Below are 18965 nucleotides of genomic sequence, written 5' to 3' on the forward strand. Positions count from 1 at the left end.
ACAGGTTATATACATATCGACACACCCCAATAGTTTGACGGATTTTACTAACTTGTTCAGTTGTCGGTTTGATTTCTATTAAATATGCTCTTTTCATAGGTCTTCATCTTCCGAGATTTTCTTTTTGTATTTTCTCAACCCATATATTCTACAGCTAAATACATGAATGATAGATATTAAATCCTGAACAAGTTCTTCTTGAGGAGATAGTTTTTCATTGTTAACAATCATAATTTCCACTCCCATTTTACGAAGAAACTCTTCAAACCAATCATATCCAAAACGTACAAATCTATCTTTCTGTGCAATGATGATCGTCGAAATATTTCTTTCCATACAACTGTCAATCAGTTTATTCCACTGTTTTCTTTTGTAGTTTAATCAGCTACCAATATCTTTGATAACTTCATCTACAATCATTCCTCGTGCATTTGCGAATGTTTTTAAAAACTCAACCTGATTTTCTAAATCATCTTTCTGACCTGGATTTGATACTCTTGTGTAAATAACTACTTTACCTACTTTATTTTCTTCTTGAATACCCATATATTCCTTATACTGTTCTTCTGTATAATATCTTCTTCCTTTTGGGTTTCGGTAAGCAGGTAAAACACCTTGATTGTCCCACCTTTGTAATGTCTTAACAGAGACATTAAGCATTTCTGAAAATTCTTTTGGTTTATATTGTTTCATAATTACTTTTTATTATATACGCCTACTTTTGTCTATGTTTTTGTTTACTGTTTCTTTCTCCTACCAAGACGGTAAAACAGAACCATCAAATTTTTTCTCGATAAATTCTTTTACTTCTTTAGATTGATAAGCTTTTTTTAATTTATTTACAACAGCATCATCTTTATTTTCAGTACGAACAACGACCCAGTTCACATATGGTGAATCTTTTCCTTCACGGAAGATAGAATCTTTCGAGGGGCTTAATTTTGCACCTAATGCAAAGTTTGTATTAATTGCAGCTGCTTTCACTTCACTTAGTTGTGTTGGTAATTGGGATGCTTCTAATTCAACAATCTTTAAATTTTTTGGATTTTCAATTACATCTTTCGCAGTCGCTTTTTCTGTCGCTTTTGGATCTACTTTTAAAACTCCTGCTTTTTCAAATAGCTTTAAAGCTCGAAGTTCATTCGTTGGATCATTTGGTACAGCGATTGCGTCGCCCTCTTTTAAGTCTTTTACATCTTTTAAGCTTTTAGAATATACGCCCATAGGGAATGTTACTGTTGAAAATACTTCCGTTAATTTCATATTGCGCTCAGCTTTAAATACGTCTAAATATGATTTCGTTTGATAGCTATTTACATCGAGGCTTTTTTCATCTAAAGATACGTTTGGTGCTACATAATCATTAAATACTTTTACATCAATTTCGAGTCCGTCTTTCGCTGCTACTTCTTTTACCTTTTCAAAAATTTGTTCATGCGGTCCGCCAGTTACACCGACAGTAATCTTTTTCTCATCTAATGCTTTTACCTCTTTATCAGAATTAGCACCACATGCACCTAGCAATAATACCGCTCCACTTACAATGCTCAATAATACTTTTTTCATCTATAATTCCCCCTCCATATACGTTCCAAAATAAAAAGCACCTCTCAAAATAAGAGAGGTGCCGAATAGACAAAATAGGTTCCTCTCTTATCTTCCAAAACGAAAACTCGTTTTGCAGGAATTAGCACCTTAGCTTATACGTCATAAGCTCGGTTGCCGGGCATCATCGGGCCAGTCCCTCCGCCACTCTTGATAAGAGTTTGTGTATGTAGTTTTTTTAATATGGTATTAATAGTAAATCTTACAAAAAGAACTGTCAATGTTATTTTCTGAATATATTTTATTTTAAGGTAATCGAAACATTACCTTTCTTATGTCCCTTTTCCACATATATATGAGCTTCAGCAATTTCTTCTAATTGGTAGGTTCTATCAATAACAGGTTTTAAATGTTCTGTTTCAGTTAGTTCTTTTAGTAGAATCATATCCTCTTTACTTACCTTTGCCATCATTCCATTAACAGATACATATTTTCCATTGGGTGTTAATGTATTTGTGCAAAGGGATTTTTTATACTTCCCAACTGCATCAAATATAATATCATAGCGCTCGCGCCGCTTAGTAAAATCTTCTTTCGTATAATCAATTACCTTATCAGCTCCTAAAGATTGAACGAGTTCAAAATTTGAATTACTACAAACAGCCGTAACAGTCGCACCGAAATATTTAGCAAGTTGTACAGCAGCTGTTCCTACTGATCCTGAGGCACCATATATGAGCACTTGTTGCCCTTTTTTTACACGGCCCTTTCTCAGAAAATGCAATGCGGAAGTTCCACCAAAAGGAATAACTGCAGCTTCTTCATACGTCACATTGGTAGGTTTTAATGTTATTAATCCACTTTCATGTACGCATGTGTACTCGGCATAACCACCGAGGTTTAGTTCTGTTAATGCAAAAATTGGATCCCCTTTTTTAAATTGGGTTACATCTGTTCCTATTTCTTCGATTTCACCGGATAATTCTACGCCGAGTATAGGTTTTCTCGGTTTTCTGAAACCTAATATGATCCGCATAGGGATCCAAAATAAGAGGGGACTATTAAAACCACGTATTCTACAATCTCCAGTTGATACACTTGTTGCATGAATTTTAACTAATACTTCGTTTTTTTTAGGCATAGGTTTTTCTATATTTTGAAGCTGAAGAACGTTAGGTGGTCCATACTGTGTGCAAATGATCGCCTTCATAATGACCTCCTGAAATGAATTGTTGTTATTTACATCATATTTAAAACTTTTATCAAACATGTCGCGATATAGCGAATATAGATTAAAAATTATATAGATTTCATAGGAAAAGAGGTGATATTATTTTTGGAAAGGGGGCAATATTATGAAAAAAATTATTTTTGTTTCAAGTTTAGTACTTGCAATCAGTCTAGGGGTAGGGTGTAGTAATGACAAAACAGCAAAGACGGACGAACCGAAGAAAGAATCAGTTCAAAAGGAAAAGGAATTAACAGCGAAGGATGTTTTCAAGAAAACGAACGAAGCTTTTAAAAATGAAGAACATGTAACGATGACATATGATGTAGGGGTAAAAGCTGAAGGAACAGAGATGGATATATTAAAGGCTAAGATGCAATTAGAGCCAAAGACAAAAAATTCTCGTTCTGAAATGAATATTTCTGGTACAGATGTTGTAGTGTATACTGTGGATGGTAAAGTTGCTGGTGAGGTGAAAAAACCTAATACAGGAGAAGTTATAACCGTACCAGAGGAGCAATTAAACGCTGGTGGAATGAAGGCAACTCAAGATATTGTAGATAAGTTGGAAGTACCGGAAGTAGTTTTAGATAAAATGAAGATGGAGAAAAGCGGAGATAAATATAAACTGAAATTTACATTAAAAGGGCAAGAAACAGAAAGTATGTTAACTAGCATGGATGAAACGCAGAAGAAAATGTTACAAGCACAAAATGCGAAGATAGAAGAAGTAGATGCAGAATATATTATTACAAAAGATTTTAAATATGAATCAGCAAAGATAGACATGATTATGAGTAGTAATGGCAAGGATAAAGCACATATTATTACGAATGCAAAATATACGTCGTACGAAAAGTTTGACCCAATACAATTGCCAGCAGCAAAATGATAGTTTTGATAAGAGAGAGACCTAGAATAAGGGCTCTCTCTTTTTTTATTCATACTTTCTTCTTAAGAAAATAGGTACAATATGAAGAGGAAGAATTATAGAAGAGGAGAGTGTCATTTGAAAAAAAGAAAGATAGCGGTGGTCATTGTAGCTTATACAGTGTTGCTTGCAACATCTGTAAATACATATAAAGAGCAACTAAATCATCCCATTATGAGCGATGTAGGAAAGCTACTTCCAACGAAAATTAAACGTGTTGAAAATGCTGAAGATGAAGGTTCATTAAAACAGGTCGTGCAAGATGCAAATGTTTCTGGGGAGAAAATTTCTATTGCTGGTATGCAGCATAGCCAAGGCGGGCAGACGTATTATCCGAACGGTACGATGCTTGATATGAAAGGGTACAATGAAATATTAGAATTTAATCCGGCGGAGAAGAGGATTAGGGTGCAAAGTGGTGTCACATGGAATGACATTCAAAAGAAAATCAATCCATATGGTCTTGCGGTTCAAGTGATGCAATCTCAAAATATTTTTACTGTTGGTGGTTCATTAAGTGTAAATGTACATGGGCGTGATATTCGTCATGAAGCATTGATTGATACAGTAGAGTCGTTTAGGTTGTTAATGGCAGATGGTAAGGTGCGTAATGTAAGTAGAGAAGAAAATGCGGATCTGTTTCCGTATGTAATTGGGGGATATGGATTGTTTGGCGTGATTTTAGATGTGACGCTAAAGTTAACAGATGATGAATTGTATGAAGCGCATACGAAGGTACTAGATTATAAAGAGTACTCTTCATATTTTAAGAATAAGGTGCGAAGGGACGAGAATATACGCATGCATTTAGCACGTATTTCTGTGGCCCCACATTCATTTTTAAAAGAAATGTATGTGACAGATTATGTATTGGCAAAAGATCAGCAGAGGTTGAAAGAGTACAGTAAATTGAAAGAAGAAAATATTATAGCTGCGCCAAAATTTTTACTCGGTTTATCACGCTATAGTGATTGGGGAAAGGATACATTTTGGGATATACAAAGAAGTTATTTTGAACGTACAAATGGTAAGTACGAAACACGAAATAATGTAATGAGGTCGGATAGTGCCTTTATGGAATACGATAATCCAAACTTGACCGAGATTTTACAGGAGTATTTCGTACCGGTAGATAGTTTTGCAGCTTATATAGATGACTTGCGAAGTGTTTTGGATGAAGAGGAATTAAACCTTCTTAACATTACCATTCGCTATGTAGAAAAGAATGAGAATGCGGTACTATCATATGCGAAAGATGATATGTTTGCACTTGTGCTTTTAATTAATCAAGGGCGCTCAGAGGATGAAATAAAGAAAACAAAAGCGGTCATTCAGAAGATGATTGATGTTACTTTAAAGCATAATGGGAGTTATTATTTACCGTATTATTCTTATCCAGAAAAGGAGCAACTAAAGAAAGCATATCCTCGCATAGAAGAGTTCCTTCAGAAGAAGAAGGAAGTAGACCCAGAGGAACGGTTTGTGAATTTATTTTATAAGGAGTATAGCAAATGACATATAGAAGATTTGTAGCGTCACAAAGCATAATTATGATGGCGGGAAGTATGGTATTTCCTTTTTACATTCTATTGCTTCGTAATGTTGGGAATAGCTTCTCGCAGTTTGGCTGGGCGTATGGTTTATTCGCCTTAACTTCAGCACTTGTATATCCGGTAGTAGGAAAGGTGTCTGATCGAGTAGGTGATCGGAGATTATTAATTATATATGCTTGGTCCATGGCAATATTAATGCTTTGTTTCCCGATTGCCACGGAAGTCTGGCATGTGTACATTCTTCAAATTGTCATGGGGGTTTTAGGTGCTGTCCAGCGTAATACGGAGAAGACATCGTTAGCGCGAAAGGTTGTGCAAGAAAATGCTGGTTATGAGATTGGAAAATATCATGTGTGGACATCGATTGGAGGAGCAGTAGCAATTATTGCAACGGGATATTTAGTAGATTTCTTTACGATTGGTACGATTTTTTATATTGCATCTATCTTATATGTAGTAAGCGGCGTTGTATTAAGTAGTAAAAAAATATAATCATCCCCATTTTTACCTGAATACCCTTTATTTGTTATACTAAAAGGGAAGACAAAAGAAAAGGGGACATTGCCTTTGATGAAATTTTTAATTTTAGCTATTCTCACTTTGTTTTTGATTCCATGGACAAGAAGCGGTAGTAAACTTCGTGCAGTGGATAAGAAAGGGGATGAGAAGGTTGTAAAGGGTAAGAAATCATCCATTTTAGTTATTCCTGTTTTATTTTGGATCGGTATTGCAATCTATGAATATCTTTGGCTAATTGATGATCGAGCAGATTCGATTCTTACTCATTATTCTGTTGCAGTAGCAATTTTAATTGGGCTTGTTTTATTTTCACAAGATCAAATAGGGAAATTAGAAGGTACGTTAAAAGGACTTCTAATGTTTGTTTTACTCGCAAGTTACGGCTATTTTGGTTATTTGCACGATATAGTAATCACGCAAAAAAAATATGATTCTGTTGTAAAGGTAGAGAAAGATATTTCAGAGCCATTTACTGAAAATGATCAGCCGTTTACAGTGCCGCCAAAGACAGCGGAGAATAAAATGAAAAAAGTATTTGGGGACATTCCGAAAGTAGCTTATTTTGAGCTAGGGGAATTAACGCCACAAATGGTAAATGGTGAGGCTTTATATGTAGCACCGATTGAAGTTTCAGGCTTTTTTAAAGCACGTAAAGCTGAGACAATTCCAGGGTACGTAACGATGTCAGGTACGAATCCTGATGCGGAAGCGAAACTGCATCTTGGTTATAAAATGAAATATGTGCCGAGCATGTTTTTTGGTAATAAATTAGAACGTGTCGTTCGAAAAGCAGAACCGGATTTGATTTTTAAAGGGAAACCTAAATTCGAAGTGGATGATAAAGGGAAACCGTATTATACAATGACGTATGGTGAATTTATCTCAGGAAGATCTGGATTTGAGGTAGAGGGCGTTGTAGTAGTAGATGCACAAACAGGTGAAGTGAAAAGATACGATAAAGGAAAGGCACCTAAATTTGTTGATGGTGTATTAAATCATGAGACCGCATCTACATTAAATACGTATTTCGGTAAATATATTCACGGATTTTGGAATACAAAATTCTCGCAAACGGATATGAAGATTCCGACTGAGTGGGGAACGAAAGAAGGAGTTACACCAATTTTCGGTAAGGATGGAACGTTATATTACTTTACTGATTTCACCTCTCCGAAAGAGGGAGTAGATTCTGCACTAGGTTATTCGCTTATCGATGCGCGTACCGGTAAGTTGTATTACTATAACGGAAAAGAAGTGAAGGGAATTATGGATGGTTCAGCTGCTTCGGAAGTAGTGGATAATTCCTTTAAGAGAGAGAAATGGCATGGAACGATGCCGGTTATTTATAACGTGTATGGTAAACCTTCTTGGATTGTACCTGTTATTGATGACGGGGGATTAGTACGTGCTCATACAGTTATCTATGCTTCTAATGCAAAAATATTTGCAACAGGTTCGACGCAAAAAGAAGCGCTTGAGAATTATAAAAATGCGCTGAGTGGCAGTGGAGATTCATTTAGACCAACTTCAAATGGTAAAGAGGCACAAAAAGAAGGCGTTGTACAACGTGTATATAAAGAAAAATCAGGTGAAAATACTATTGTGTACGTACTGTTAGAAAATGAACAAAAAGTATTTATGATACCTGTGAAGAAATTCCCATATGCTATGTTTACAGAAGTGGGAGATCCAATTCAAATCACATATTTAGATACAGGAGAGGCGATGTCTTCCGTATCTAAATTTGCCAATAGTAATTTGAAAAAGTAAAGCGATAGAAATTCTATCGCTTTTTTTTACAGCATGAAACAGGAAAATGCACTATACTTGACGTATGTTTATGTTGTAACTATAATTGTTACGATTCAGTAGTTATAGGAAAGGGTGAACGGAAAAAGTGAATGGAGTTAATCAAGAAATATATAAACCTGTAAAGACAAATAGGTTATGGATGATTCTTGTACTAGGGACACTTACGGCGATTGGGCCATTATCTATTGATATGTATTTGCCTTCTTTACCGAAATTAACGGATGATTTACAAACAGGTGCATCCCTTGCGCAGCTTACATTGACAGCTTGTTTACTTGGGCTTTCAGTTGGGCAATTATTTGTCGGTTCAATTAGTGATATTTACGGAAGGCGCAAACCTCTTATTATTGCTCTTATTATTTATGTTGCTTCTTCTTTACTTTGTGCTATTGCGCCATCTATTTGGAGTTTAGTGTTATTACGCTTCTTACAAGGAGCTTCAGGATCGGCTGGAATTGTTATATCACGTGCAATGGTACGTGACATGTATTCAGGTTCTGAAATGACGAAGTTTTTCTCACTGCTCATGTTAGTAAACGGAGCAGCGCCTATTTTGGCACCGATTATTGGAGGACAATTGCTACAGTTTACAACATGGCGCGGTGTCTTCATCGTTCTTGGAGCAATTAGTGTATTCATGTTAATATCAGCTACTTTCGTATTACGTGAAACATTACCTCCTGAAGAAAGAGAAACAGGTGGTTTGTCAGGGACATTGGCGACGTACGGAAAACTGTTAAAGGATCGTTTGTTCATGGGATATGCATTGTCACAAGGACTAGTAACAGCGGCAATGTTTGCTTACATTTCAGGCTCACCATTTGTATTGCAGAACATATACGGAGCATCACCACAGCAATTTAGCTTATTCTTTGCAATCAACGGTATCGGTATTATTATTGCTAGTCAGGTTACGGGCCGTTTAGCAGGGAAAGTGAATGAGAAAACGTTATTCGTTTCCGGTATTATTATCGCAGCTGTTGGTGGTCTATCGTTACTATTTACAATCGTATTAGGAATAGGACTAATCGGTGTCTTATGCTCGTTATTCCTTGTCGTATCAAGTGTCGGGGTTGTATCAACAACGGGGTTCTCATTAGCGATGAGAAATCAGAAACAAGCTGCAGGAACAGCATCAGCTTTATTAGGCTTATTACAGTTTATTTCAGGAGCACTTGTTGCACCGTTAGTAGGGATTGGTGGAAGCAACACCGCATTACCGATGGGTATTGTAATAGCTCTTTGTGAAATTGGTGCTGTGCTATGTTATCTATTTATGGCCAGAAGAAGTGAGAAGCAGTTTGAACTGCAACAAAGACAAAATTTAGAGGCTTAATTTATAAAAAGAGCTGATTCAAACGTGTGTTGAATCAGCTCTTTTTTCATTTCTTTGAAATAACTTATACAGTATTGTAAGGTGATGCAAAATTTATTTGCATAAAGTGACGATACTGTGACAAAAATGTTGGTGTGTATATTAAGATATCGTCTTAAGTGTAAAAAGTAGGGTGTTCTCGGTATAATAACAAGTGGAGATAAAAGAAACTATAATGAGTAATAGCTGTAGATAAAAGGAGAAGAAGAGATGAAGAAGGTTTTGGGTATTGCTGTAATGGGAAGTATGCTCCTTCTAGCAGGGTGTAATGGAAATAAAGATACGAAAGAACCGAAAGAAAAGGTAGAGCAATCTACTGAACAAACAGAAGAGATAAAAGAATATCTTGCAGTACATGAAAAATACGATATAAAAATAAATAAAGAAATTAATAAAGCACTGCAGTTATTTGAAGTAGCAAAAGAAAAGGGCGGTAAGGAAATAACGAATGCTACATATAAAGAGGATGTGCAAAAGGTAACAACGAGCATGTTAGAAGATATCGATAATATACGTAAAGAAATTCGTGTTCCAAAGTCGAAAGAGCAAGAACATGAGGTATACGCTGGTTTCTTGAATGAATCGGAACAAGCGATGAAAAAATTACAGAAGCTAGCTAAAGAAGAAGACTCATCATTGATTCGTGATATAGAAATTAATTTTGCAACAGCATCGACATACTATAAACGTTTTCAAGCAGAAACGAAAAAATAACCTTGCGCGTGCAAGGTTATTTTTTATTGTCTAAAGTATTTAAATAGTACGGCACAACCTGCACCAAGCAATATTAAACTGCCTACAAGGACTCCTATAACGATTAAAGTGGGTTTATCCATCATTATTTTAAGTATCCTAAATCTTTACAAGCTGTTTTAACTTTGCTGTACTTTTGCCATTTACGACAAAAAGAAATAGCAGCTAACTTATATACATCTGCTATAATTTGTGCAGCAACAGCCGCAGCTGCAGCAACTAATACTGGAATTACCGCTTGTTGTACTTCTGGCGTAGCTGACATATAAAGAGCATTTTTATTTACCTTAGCATCTTCACTATTTACACCTTCAAAAATATCTTTCATAACTTCTTGTGATTGAGTTGTGAAAAAGATCTCTAATTCTTTTACGTGTTCTTGTGTAAGATTAGAATTATTTAGATTTTCTTTATTAAACTTGTAAATTCCATTTTCTAATGAAAGACCCGCTTTAACGGCATTAAATCCATTATTGAATTGTTCCTCGCTAACATTTTCAATAACATCTTTTGTAACCTCATCAATAACCGCAGCCTTTGTTTTTTCTTGTAACGAAATTGTAAAACACAATACCGCTACTAATGCCATTACTAGCACTTTAGTCCATTTGAATTTGTGTAATGTTTTCTACCCTACAACAAAATATTGAAATTTATGGTATTTAAATACAATTATGGTTGTCTATTCATTTTTTTGGTACAATTAACCTGTAAAGAAATGTAAACTTCATGAAGTGTACCATTGGGAATTATCAGATTTTCATCCTTTTATTGGAATGTGAAATTGTAGTTCGAGTCGGAGAAAGGCACCTTAGGGTGTCTTTTCTTTATTAAAAAATATAATAAGTATCTTTGTCGATTTTTCAATATATACATACCTTGCCCCCTATAGTATAATAAATGTTGTAATTATACATTATTTTCCTAACGAACCCTATATAGTTAAAACCATTTTTTATCAAGATGTTTTTTTGAAATCGATATATAGGCCTTGAACAAACAAAAAAATGTAAATCTTTCATTTGTTTATTAAGTTTTAGTAATTTATAAAATAAAATCAACATATCATTGGTAAAAAAAGGAGAGTGTTTGTTAGTGGATCCATTTACTTCACGTTTTGCGAAACGATTTTTTATTACAGTTGGGTCAGCTGTAGGGTTATTTTTGATAGGAGCTATGATTAATAGCGAAGCCATAGCATTTTCTTATCTGCTTGCTTTGTTTGGGATTCCTATTTATTTTGTGATTCAGGATAACAAAGGGAAAAACAGTTGTAAAGAAATTGTTCGTAATAAGTATAATCAAACCAGTATATTGACACTAGAAGTATTTCATCATTCAGATTTTGGATGGGGATGTCTTACGTTAACAAAAGAGGCGCTAATTTTCGTTCCAAAGAAAGGTGATATAATATATATTCCTCATAGTAATTATGCGGAATATGGTTATAAAGGCCTTGGTACTGGCGATTATATAACAACTTCAACAAAAATCGGGAATACGAATATGAGTATTAATAATACGAGTGAGAAAAAAGCTCCTGTATTCTACCTTATTGGGCACGATGGTACTGAAGTCCAATTGCATACAAGAAAAAACAAGCAGATGTATAATGCTGTCAAAAAAGCACTTGGTCGAGATAATAGTCATCTTAAAAGTAATTATTAAGAAATTGAAATGCAATTATATTTTCTTTTATTAGTTTTATAATAAGTAATTAATGCGAATAAGTGTTACAAAAAACCATTTCATATTGGAATGGTTTTTTTATGGTCTAGTAGGGGCCCACCATATCGTATCAACTTAACAGAACAGGTTGCCCCTAAAACGATAAAAATGAACTTCGGTGCTATAAAACACACAAGATTTCCGTTTGGGGGGGTATTCTAAAATCTTAGCTTGATGGGTATGGGGTCCCGCCAACATTTCGTGGAAAACATACGCTAAGGGTATTTGTGAATATTTTCCTTAATATATATTTTATGCGTTTTGCTGGTACTACTCCTGTTAAGTATAAGTGAAAAAACGCGATTTAGATAAACTTCTTATTAAAAACTGATTTTTCTAAAAATATCCAATTTGATTGACTTTTCATTTTTTCAGAATTATAATTCGAAATATACAATTTGAACCAAATAATAATATAGCAATTTACTTATCCAGAGAGGTAGAGGGACTGGCCCTATGACACCTCAGCAGCGGGTTCTGTAACAGGAACACCGTGCTAATTCCAGCAAGCAAGTCTTGAAAGATAAGTGATGGGCCTTCGTTTATTAAGCCTTGATCTTATTTTTTAAGATCAAGGCTTTTTGTATTTTAAGAAGTGGAAAAGTAAGGAGAATAAATATGTCAATAAAACAAAGTAAATTCATTTGTTTAGGGGGTTATTGAAGTGTATGTTATTAAAAAACTATCGGTTATGGTGTTCACGCTATGGGTCATTACGACAGTAACATTTTTGATTATGCATATCATTCCTGGAGATCCATTTTCATCAGATGCGAAAATCTTCCCAGAGGAAGTAATACAAAATATGAGGGCGAAGTATCACCTCGATGAACCGTTATGGAATCAATATGTCGCTTACTTAGATGGTGTAGTTCATTTTGACTTTGGTGAATCGGTTCAATCGACGGGACAAGGCGTATCAGAAATTATAACGACAGGATTTGGTCCGTCAGCGATTATTGGTTTACAAGCACTGATCATTTCATTATTAGTCGGAATTGCAGCAGGTACATTTGCAGCTCTATATCATGGGAAAGTAATTGATTATAGTGTGAGCTTACTTGCGATTCTCGGTATTTCTATTCCAAGTTTTATTTTAGCACCATTATTTATACAAGTATTTGCTATACAGTTTGAACTGTTACCTGTTGCTTCTTGGGGCACATTCGAACATACAGTATTGCCATCCTTCGCATTAGCATTAGGGCCAATCGCGGTTATTACAAGATTTGTTCGCTCTAATATGATTGAAGTTTTGCAGAGTGATTATATTAAGCTAGCGAGAGCGAAAGGCATACCAATTAAAAAAATTATTATAAGACATGCTCTTCGAAATGCGATTGTGCCAGTACTTACCTTTGTTGGACCATTAATGGCTGGACTGTTAACAGGGACTTTCGTTATTGAAAAAATATTTTCCATTCCTGGTCTCGGGAAATATTTTGTAGACAGCATTTTTAACCGAGATTATCCGGTCATTATGGGAACAACCATTTTCTATAGTGCGCTATTAATTGCATGTATTTTTATTACAGATATTATTCATCGTATTGTTGATCCGCGTATTCGTTCTATTACATAAGGAGGGGGGACATTTAAATGGGAGCTTATGAAATCAATAACCAGTTATTAACGAATGAAGAGAAAAAAGAATTAACGATAAATAAAGAGCAGCAAACGATTAGCCGAAAGAAGGAAGTGTTTCGCAAGTTTATATCAAACCCTATAGCGGTTTTAGGAGCAGTGACGTTATTACTAATTATTATTTTCTCACTAATTGGCGAAAGTTTAACATCATTTACTGCGAGTGAACAAGTGAAGGAAGCAACTAATTTACCTCCTAGTAGCGAGCATTGGTTTGGAACCGATGATTTAGGAAGAGACATATGGGTGCGTACTTGGGCTGGTGGGAAAATCTCACTAACAGTTGGGTTGGTAGCAGCAGCTCTAGACATAGGGCTTGGTGTACTAATCGGAGGTTTTAGCGGATATGTAAGAGGGCGTAATCGTCTTGGAACGTTAATTGATGAGTGGATTATACGAGGGATTGAAGTATTATATGGTATCCCATATCTACTAATTGTTATTTTGCTATTAATTGTTATGAAACCAGGTCTTTTTACCATTATCATTGCCCTTGCATTAACAGGATGGATTGGAATGGCTCGTCTTATTCGAGCACAAGTACTGTCTTTAAAACAAAGAGAATTTGTTATCGCTGCAGAACGGTTAGGTACGTCTCATATGAAAATTATATATGGACATTTAATTCCGAACTTAACAGGGATTATTATCGTAAATTTATCATTTACAATTCCGGCAGCTATTTTCTCTGAATCATTTTTAAGCTTTATCGGACTCGGAGTGCAATCACCAGCGGCTAGTTGGGGAACGATGACGAACGATGCACTCGGGACATTGCTAAGCGGAGAGTGGTGGCAATTATTTTTCCCGGCAATCATGATTGCACTCATCATGTTCGCATTTAATGCAATTGGTGATGGTTTGCAAGATGCAATTGATCCAAAAATCGTAAAAAGGAATCGAAAGGAGAAAAAACATGGGACAGCTTTTATCTTTAGAAAACGTAACGTTAGCCGTTGAAAAAGAGAATAGTAAGCAAGCGATTGTGAAACATGTTTCCTTTTCTATTAACGAAGGTGAAATAGTTACACTTGTAGGAGAAAGTGGCTCAGGAAAAAGTGTTACAGCACAATCTATTATCGGACTAAATCAAGATTCTATTCATATCGATGATGGAAATATTTCTTTCCAATCTCAAGGATTAACGAAATTACAAGAATCAGAATGGAATCAAATTCGAGGGAAAGATATTTCCTTTATTTTTCAAGACCCTCTGTCCTCCTTAAATCCGACGATGAAAGTGGGAAGACAAATTACAGAAGTGATTTTGCAACATGAGAAAAAATCGAAAAGGGAAGCAAAAGAAATTGCGATTAACTTATTAAATGATTTAGGGATACATGAAGCAGAGAAACGTTTTGAACAGTACCCGCATCAATTAAGCGGAGGTATGAGACAACGTATTTGTTTAGCAATTGCATTTGCGTGTCACCCAAAGCTCGTTATTGCAGATGAGCCTACAACTGCATTAGATGTAACAATTCAAAAACAAATTATGGGGTTATTAAAAGAGCGAAAAGAAAAACAAAATACGAGTATTTTATTAATTACACATGATTTGGCACTTGTACGTGAAGTAGCGGATCGAGTAGTTGTGATGTACGGGGGACGTGTTGTTGAAAAAGGAACGATACAAGAAGTAATAGGTTCACCGAAGCACCCATATACGAAAAGCTTATTGCAAGCCATTCCGAATATGGATGATTCTGAAAAGGTGCTTAGGGCTATAGAGGGAACAACACCATCAATTGAAACGTTAAATAGCTTTGGGTGCCCATTTGTAAATAGATGCCCAGTAGCAATAAAAGAATGTATTCATCGTTTCCCTGATAGAACATCGTATTCTGAGGAACATAATTCACATTGTTGGCAACATGTTCTAGAGCATAACCAAGCGAAATCAAAAGAGAAGGTGAATGCCTCATGACTACAGATTTAATTACTGTAAAGAAAGTAACAAAAACGTATGGAAGTAAAAAGAAAGAAATAGCAGCGCTAAAAGAAATATCACTTTCTATCCCGAAAGGAACAACACTTGGCATTATTGGAGAAAGTGGTTCAGGAAAAACAACACTTGGTAAGCTCATAGCTGGGATCGAGAGTCCAACGTCTGGTCAAATAGATTATAACGGTCAAGTTGTCCACAAGTTGAAGTCAGCTCATAAACGGGATTTCTTGCAGAAAGTACAGTTCATTTTTCAAGATTCAACAGCTGCATTAAACCCGCGCTGGAAAGTACGCGATAGTGTAACGGAAGGCTATATTTCATTCGGTTTAGGCGATAAAAGGCTGAAAGATAAAGTCGCAGGTGATGCACTAGAACGTGTTGGACTAGATAGACGATATATTGATCGTTACCCACACGAATTTAGCGGAGGGCAACGTCAACGAATTGCTATTGCAAGGGCGTTATTATGTGAGCCAGAGGTATTAATTCTTGATGAACCAATTTCTGCATTAGACGTTTCATTGCAAATTCAAGTTGTACATTTACTGCAAAAGATTCAAAAGGAGCAAGGGTATACATATTTATTTATCGCTCACGATTTGCCGATGGTTCACTATTTATGTGAAAAAGTGGCTGTCTTATATAAAGGAGAACTTGTTGAATTTGGAAATACGGATGAAGTATTCCGTAATCCACAACATTCTTATACAAAAACATTATTAGCATCAACACCAAAAATTTCGGGTTAAAGGAGAATGTAGGATGAAGAAGTTTTTATTATTTGTCATTATGACCGTATTAGCAATTACTTCTGTCGCTTGCGGTAAGAAAGAGGCGCAAAAGGCGAGTGCAGGTAAGGGAGAAGGGGATCGATTAGTAACGAATATTGGTAGCGATCCATATACACTCGATTCCGCTATTGCAACGGATAGCACATCAGGTTATGTAATTGGACATTTATTCTCAAGCTTATATACGCAAGATAGTGATGGGAAATATCAAAATGAGTTAGCAGAAAAAGAAGAAGTAAATGCGGATGGAACTGAATATACAATCCATTTAAAGAAAGATATTAAATGGTCAGATGGTTCTCCTATTACAGCAAATGATTTTGAATTTGCATGGAAGCGATTATTAAATCCGAAAACAGGCTCTATGAATGCGACAGAAATGTATTTTGTTAAAGGTGCAGAGGCATATAATACTGGAAAAGGTGAAGAAGGCCAAGTTGGTATTCAAGTCGTTGATCCTCAAACATTAAAGGTAACACTTGAGCACCCAGTTGCTTCTATTAAACAAAAATTAGCGAGTTCATTATTTATTCCATTATCTAAAAAATCAATTGATGATAACAACAAATTAAAAACAGATCCAAAAGAGTTAATTACAAATGGACCATTCACGTTAAAAGAATGGAAGCATAACCAAGCAATTACAGTACAAAAAAATAAAGAATACCATGATAAAAAGGTAACATTAAAAGAAATCGAGTTTCGTATTATTCCAGACTCTAAAACAGCGTATCAATTGTACAAATCAAAAGAATTAGATTTATTAAGTAGCTTACCACAAGAGATGATTGAGAAAGAAAAAGGGAATAAAGAATATAAACGTGTTGCGGGATTCTCATCTTATATTTACTCGTTTAACGTAGAAAAAGAGCCATTTACAAATGCGAAAGTACGTAAAGCATTTTCATTAGCAGTTGATCGTAAGTTTATCGTTGAAAAGCTGTATAAGAATAATGCACAAGAAGCATATGCATTCGTACCAGAAGGAGCAAAAACACAAAGTGGTCGTGATTTCCGTAAAGAAAAAGGTGATTACGTAAAATTTGATACAACAGAAGCGAAAAAATTATTAGAAGAGGGTATGAAAGAACAAGGTTGGTCTACATTACCTGAAGTAACATTAAAATTCACTACAGATACACAGCATAAAAAAGTAGCAGAAGCAATGCAGGAAATGTTTAAGAAAAATCTTGGTGTAGATATTAAATTAGAAAATAAAGAGTGGAAGAGTTACATCGATACATATAAGCAAAGTGATTTCCAATTAGCTTATATGGGATGGGGTGGTTCTTTATTAGATCCGATTACTAAACTAGATTTATATGCAGGTGATGGTCCGAATAACTATGCAAAATGGCATAATAAAGAATTTGACGCTTTAGTAAAAGAAGCAGAAGTTGAACAAAACGAAGATAAGCGTTTTGACTTATTGCATAAAGCAGAAGATATTATGTTTACAGATTCACCATTAATTCCAATTATATTCCCTTCTGATTCTTATTTACAAAAAGGATCAGTATCAGGTCTTCAATATTATGTGGGATCTAAACCGGATTTAAAATATGCAAAAATAAAGAAGTAGGCAACCGCCTACTTCTTTATTTTATTTCTCTTTTATATTCTTTTTTCGTTCCATCAGAGAAGACAACTTCTAAATCGAACTTTTGGTAGTCTTTATCAAGCTTGAACACGTTTACTACTTGGTCGATTACTTCTTGGTCAGGAGTATCTTTATTAAATTTTAATTCTTGTAGAAGTGGGCTTAATTTTGTGATGGCCTCGTTTCCTGTTAATTTTACATCTGCTTTATGATCTTCAATTTTTGCTTCCATTTTTTTATCTGCTGCTACATTTTTATAGTCAGCTTCGTAGTCTTTCTTTGTATCTTGGTAGTCTGCCTTTAAATCGAATTCATTAAAGTCTAGTTTTAAATCAGCAGGAGCTTCATTCTTTGCCTCTTCTGTAGTCTTTTTATTAGAAGTTGTGTCTTCTTTTGCAGGAGCTTTACATCCTGTTAATGCAGGTACTAGCATAAGAGCTAATAAAACTGATAGTAACATTCTCATTATAAATTCCTCCTTATGTAAATTCGTTCTATACAAGTTTTTCCCAAAATCATGTAATTATGTATGAGTTGAAAATAAATTATTACCCTATAGCCACAAGGGATAATCCGCAATTTAAATCAAAAATGATTTGTATGTATATGGTAAATTGAAGTTGTGAGGGGGTACTAACATGCATGAAGAATATAAAGAGATGATAAAAGAAGCAATCGAATATATAGAAGATCATTTGCATGAGGAGCTTACAACAGAAAGAGTAGCATCTCACAGTGCAGTATCGATGTACCATTTTCATCGCATCTTTCAAAGATATGTTGGGATGAGTGTAACGGATTATATTCGAAAGAGAAGGTTAACTCATGCTGCGCAAGTTTTAGTTTCAACGGAGAGAGCTGTTATTGATATTGCAGTGCAATACGGTTTTTCCTCACAAGAGGCATTTACGAGAGCTTTTAAAAGAATGTTTCAATTGCCACCAAAGAAATATCGAAAGTACTTTCAGTCATTTTATATAGAAAGAGAGGGTGTTTCAATGCAAAAAGGTATACCGAAAGGATGGATCTTAAGTGGAAGTCATCCTGCTGAATATGAGATGGGTTTAGATTATGAAATTGTCCATCAAGGAAAAGTATCTGCATACATAAAAGCAAAAGAGAATGTTACGCATGGAGGATTTTCAACATTAATGCAAATGTTCCGAGCAGATAAATATGTAGGTAAAAGATTACGTTTAACAGCATTTGTTAAGAGTGAGAACGTAAGGGATTGGGCAGGATTGTGGATGCGAGTAGACGGAAAAGATACAGAACCACTGGCTATGGATAATATGCAAAATCGCCCAATTAAAAATACGAATAACTGGCAATCGTACTCGGTTGTATTAGATATAAAAGAAGGGGCGCTTGGTATTGCATTCGGTGTTTTATTGTCAGGAGAAGGTTGTGTATGGCTAGATAGTATTCGATTTGATGAAGTAGATGAAAAAATTCCTTCAACAGATTTGGCAGAAAATTTTTATGAAACACTCTTAGAAGAGCCGGTGAATCTGCAATTTGAAGAAGTAGAAAAATAA

At 35.2% G+C, this 18965-nt stretch carries 18 protein-coding genes, 1 pseudogene and 2 riboswitches; of the genes and pseudogenes, 13 read left to right on the forward strand and 6 right to left on the reverse strand.

Annotation, left to right across the window (positions count from 1 at the left end; translation table 11 throughout):
* The 4 genes and pseudogenes from FOT98_RS26950 to FOT98_RS26965 form a co-directional block, all read right to left on the reverse strand.
* Window positions 1-97, reverse strand: a 97-nt coding sequence (locus tag FOT98_RS26950) for a helix-turn-helix domain-containing protein (RefSeq protein ID WP_186292139.1), incomplete at its 3' end; no start/stop codon positions are given.
* Window positions 94-693: pseudogene (locus FOT98_RS26955) on the reverse strand (IS607 family transposase). The pseudogene FOT98_RS26955 and the gene FOT98_RS26950, both read right to left, overlap by 4 nt.
* 60 nt (window positions 694-753) lie before the next feature.
* On the reverse strand, window positions 754-1566 hold the full coding sequence (locus FOT98_RS26960) for a MetQ/NlpA family ABC transporter substrate-binding protein (protein ID WP_063259859.1): 813 nt from the start codon (window positions 1564-1566) through the stop codon (window positions 754-756).
* Window positions 1567-1650: 84 nt separating this feature from the next.
* Window positions 1651-1765, reverse strand: a riboswitch (SAM riboswitch).
* 81 nt (window positions 1766-1846) lie between these two features.
* Window positions 1847-2755 (reverse strand): NAD(P)-dependent alcohol dehydrogenase, encoded by a 909-nt coding sequence (locus tag FOT98_RS26965; protein ID WP_063259860.1) that lies wholly within the window; start codon window positions 2753-2755, stop codon window positions 1847-1849.
* Between the two features lie 145 nt (window positions 2756-2900).
* On the opposite strand from FOT98_RS26965, the gene FOT98_RS26970 reads away from it, so the two are divergent.
* The 6 genes from FOT98_RS26970 to FOT98_RS26995 all read left to right on the forward strand — a co-directional run bounded on the left by FOT98_RS26970 (window position 2901) and on the right by FOT98_RS26995 (window position 9677).
* Window positions 2901-3665, forward strand: a complete 765-nt coding sequence (locus FOT98_RS26970; protein WP_063259861.1) for a DUF6612 family protein — start codon at window positions 2901-2903, stop codon at window positions 3663-3665.
* 117 nt (window positions 3666-3782) lie between these two features.
* On the forward strand, window positions 3783-5219 hold the full coding sequence (locus FOT98_RS26975) for an FAD-binding oxidoreductase (protein WP_063259862.1): 1437 nt from the start codon (window positions 3783-3785) through the stop codon (window positions 5217-5219).
* Window positions 5216-5749, forward strand: a complete 534-nt coding sequence (locus FOT98_RS26980) for an MFS transporter (RefSeq protein WP_063259863.1) — start codon at window positions 5216-5218, stop codon at window positions 5747-5749. The genes FOT98_RS26975 and FOT98_RS26980 overlap by 4 nt, the downstream gene beginning before the upstream one ends.
* A 78-nt stretch (window positions 5750-5827) precedes the next feature.
* Window positions 5828-7546, forward strand: coding sequence for a DUF3981 domain-containing protein (locus FOT98_RS26985; protein WP_063259864.1), 1719 nt, complete (start codon window positions 5828-5830; stop codon window positions 7544-7546).
* A gap of 127 nt (window positions 7547-7673) precedes the next feature.
* Window positions 7674-8924 (forward strand): multidrug effflux MFS transporter, encoded by a 1251-nt coding sequence (locus tag FOT98_RS26990; protein ID WP_080467476.1) that lies wholly within the window; start codon window positions 7674-7676, stop codon window positions 8922-8924.
* Window positions 8925-9173: 249 nt separating this feature from the next.
* A complete protein-coding gene (locus FOT98_RS26995; protein ID WP_061677906.1) occupies window positions 9174-9677 on the forward strand; it encodes a hypothetical protein in 504 nt (167 codons plus the stop codon).
* Between the two features lie 124 nt (window positions 9678-9801).
* Here FOT98_RS26995 and FOT98_RS27000 read toward each other — a convergent pair whose 3' ends face one another.
* Window positions 9802-10305, reverse strand: a complete 504-nt coding sequence (locus tag FOT98_RS27000; protein WP_063259865.1) for a hypothetical protein — start codon at window positions 10303-10305, stop codon at window positions 9802-9804.
* A 506-nt stretch (window positions 10306-10811) separates the two neighbouring features.
* Here FOT98_RS27000 and FOT98_RS27005 point away from each other — a divergent pair.
* From FOT98_RS27005 to FOT98_RS27030, 6 genes are all read left to right on the forward strand, one after another.
* Window positions 10812-11384 (forward strand): hypothetical protein, encoded by a 573-nt coding sequence (locus FOT98_RS27005; RefSeq protein WP_000371230.1) that lies wholly within the window; start codon window positions 10812-10814, stop codon window positions 11382-11384.
* A 484-nt stretch (window positions 11385-11868) separates the two neighbouring features.
* A riboswitch (SAM riboswitch) is annotated at window positions 11869-11974 on the forward strand.
* Between the two features lie 134 nt (window positions 11975-12108).
* Window positions 12109-13026 carry an ABC transporter permease gene (locus tag FOT98_RS27010; protein WP_063259866.1) on the forward strand — a complete coding sequence of 306 codons (918 nt, stop codon included), beginning with the start codon at window positions 12109-12111 and terminating at the stop codon, window positions 13024-13026.
* Window positions 13027-13043: 17 nt separating this feature from the next.
* Window positions 13044-14048 (forward strand): ABC transporter permease, encoded by a 1005-nt coding sequence (locus tag FOT98_RS27015; RefSeq protein ID WP_063259867.1) that lies wholly within the window; start codon window positions 13044-13046, stop codon window positions 14046-14048.
* A complete protein-coding gene (locus tag FOT98_RS27020) occupies window positions 14005-15015 on the forward strand; it encodes an ABC transporter ATP-binding protein (protein ID WP_063259868.1) in 1011 nt (336 codons plus the stop codon). The genes FOT98_RS27015 and FOT98_RS27020 overlap by 44 nt, the downstream gene beginning before the upstream one ends.
* Window positions 15012-15785 carry an ABC transporter ATP-binding protein gene (locus tag FOT98_RS27025; RefSeq protein WP_061677909.1) on the forward strand — a complete coding sequence of 258 codons (774 nt, stop codon included), beginning with the start codon at window positions 15012-15014 and terminating at the stop codon, window positions 15783-15785. Before FOT98_RS27020 ends, FOT98_RS27025 begins: the two co-directional genes overlap by 4 nt.
* Window positions 15786-15798: 13 nt before the next feature.
* Window positions 15799-17409 carry a peptide ABC transporter substrate-binding protein gene (locus FOT98_RS27030; RefSeq protein WP_063259869.1) on the forward strand — a complete coding sequence of 537 codons (1611 nt, stop codon included), beginning with the start codon at window positions 15799-15801 and terminating at the stop codon, window positions 17407-17409.
* Between the two features lie 16 nt (window positions 17410-17425).
* Here the strand turns inward: FOT98_RS27030 and FOT98_RS27035 are convergent, their stop codons facing one another.
* A complete protein-coding gene (locus tag FOT98_RS27035) occupies window positions 17426-17893 on the reverse strand; it encodes a YusW family protein (protein WP_063259870.1) in 468 nt (155 codons plus the stop codon).
* Between the two features lie 172 nt (window positions 17894-18065).
* Between FOT98_RS27035 and FOT98_RS27040 the strand changes: the two genes are divergently transcribed.
* A complete protein-coding gene (locus FOT98_RS27040) occupies window positions 18066-18965 on the forward strand; it encodes a helix-turn-helix transcriptional regulator (RefSeq protein WP_063259871.1) in 900 nt (299 codons plus the stop codon).

Origin of the sequence: Bacillus sp. HY001 (genome assembly GCF_007558965.1) — a bacterium.
GTDB lineage: Bacteria > Bacillota > Bacilli > Bacillales > Bacillaceae_G > Bacillus_A > Bacillus_A mobilis.

What these genes read in the sequence shown, in the direction of transcription:
- FOT98_RS26960 (WP_063259859.1), bottom strand. Translation starts at nt 1,566, where the DNA reads ATGAAAAAAGTATTATTGAGCATTGTAAGTGGAGCGGTATTATTGCTA.
- FOT98_RS26965 (WP_063259860.1), bottom strand. Translation starts at nt 2,755, where the DNA reads ATGAAGGCGATCATTTGCACACAGTATGGACCACCTAACGTTCTTCAG.
- FOT98_RS26970 (WP_063259861.1), top strand. Translation starts at nt 2,901, where the DNA reads ATGAAAAAAATTATTTTTGTTTCAAGTTTAGTACTTGCAATCAGTCTA.
- FOT98_RS26980 (WP_063259863.1), top strand. Translation starts at nt 5,216, where the DNA reads ATGACATATAGAAGATTTGTAGCGTCACAAAGCATAATTATGATGGCG.
- FOT98_RS26985 (WP_063259864.1), top strand. Translation starts at nt 5,828, where the DNA reads ATGAAATTTTTAATTTTAGCTATTCTCACTTTGTTTTTGATTCCATGG.
- FOT98_RS26995 (WP_061677906.1), top strand. Translation starts at nt 9,174, where the DNA reads ATGAAGAAGGTTTTGGGTATTGCTGTAATGGGAAGTATGCTCCTTCTA.
- FOT98_RS27000 (WP_063259865.1), bottom strand. Translation starts at nt 10,305, where the DNA reads ATGGCATTAGTAGCGGTATTGTGTTTTACAATTTCGTTACAAGAAAAA.
- FOT98_RS27015 (WP_063259867.1), top strand. Translation starts at nt 13,044, where the DNA reads ATGGGAGCTTATGAAATCAATAACCAGTTATTAACGAATGAAGAGAAA.
- FOT98_RS27020 (WP_063259868.1), top strand. Translation starts at nt 14,005, where the DNA reads ATGGGACAGCTTTTATCTTTAGAAAACGTAACGTTAGCCGTTGAAAAA.
- FOT98_RS27025 (WP_061677909.1), top strand. Translation starts at nt 15,012, where the DNA reads ATGACTACAGATTTAATTACTGTAAAGAAAGTAACAAAAACGTATGGA.
- FOT98_RS27030 (WP_063259869.1), top strand. Translation starts at nt 15,799, where the DNA reads ATGAAGAAGTTTTTATTATTTGTCATTATGACCGTATTAGCAATTACT.
- FOT98_RS27035 (WP_063259870.1), bottom strand. Translation starts at nt 17,893, where the DNA reads ATGAGAATGTTACTATCAGTTTTATTAGCTCTTATGCTAGTACCTGCA.
- FOT98_RS27040 (WP_063259871.1), top strand. Translation starts at nt 18,066, where the DNA reads ATGCATGAAGAATATAAAGAGATGATAAAAGAAGCAATCGAATATATA.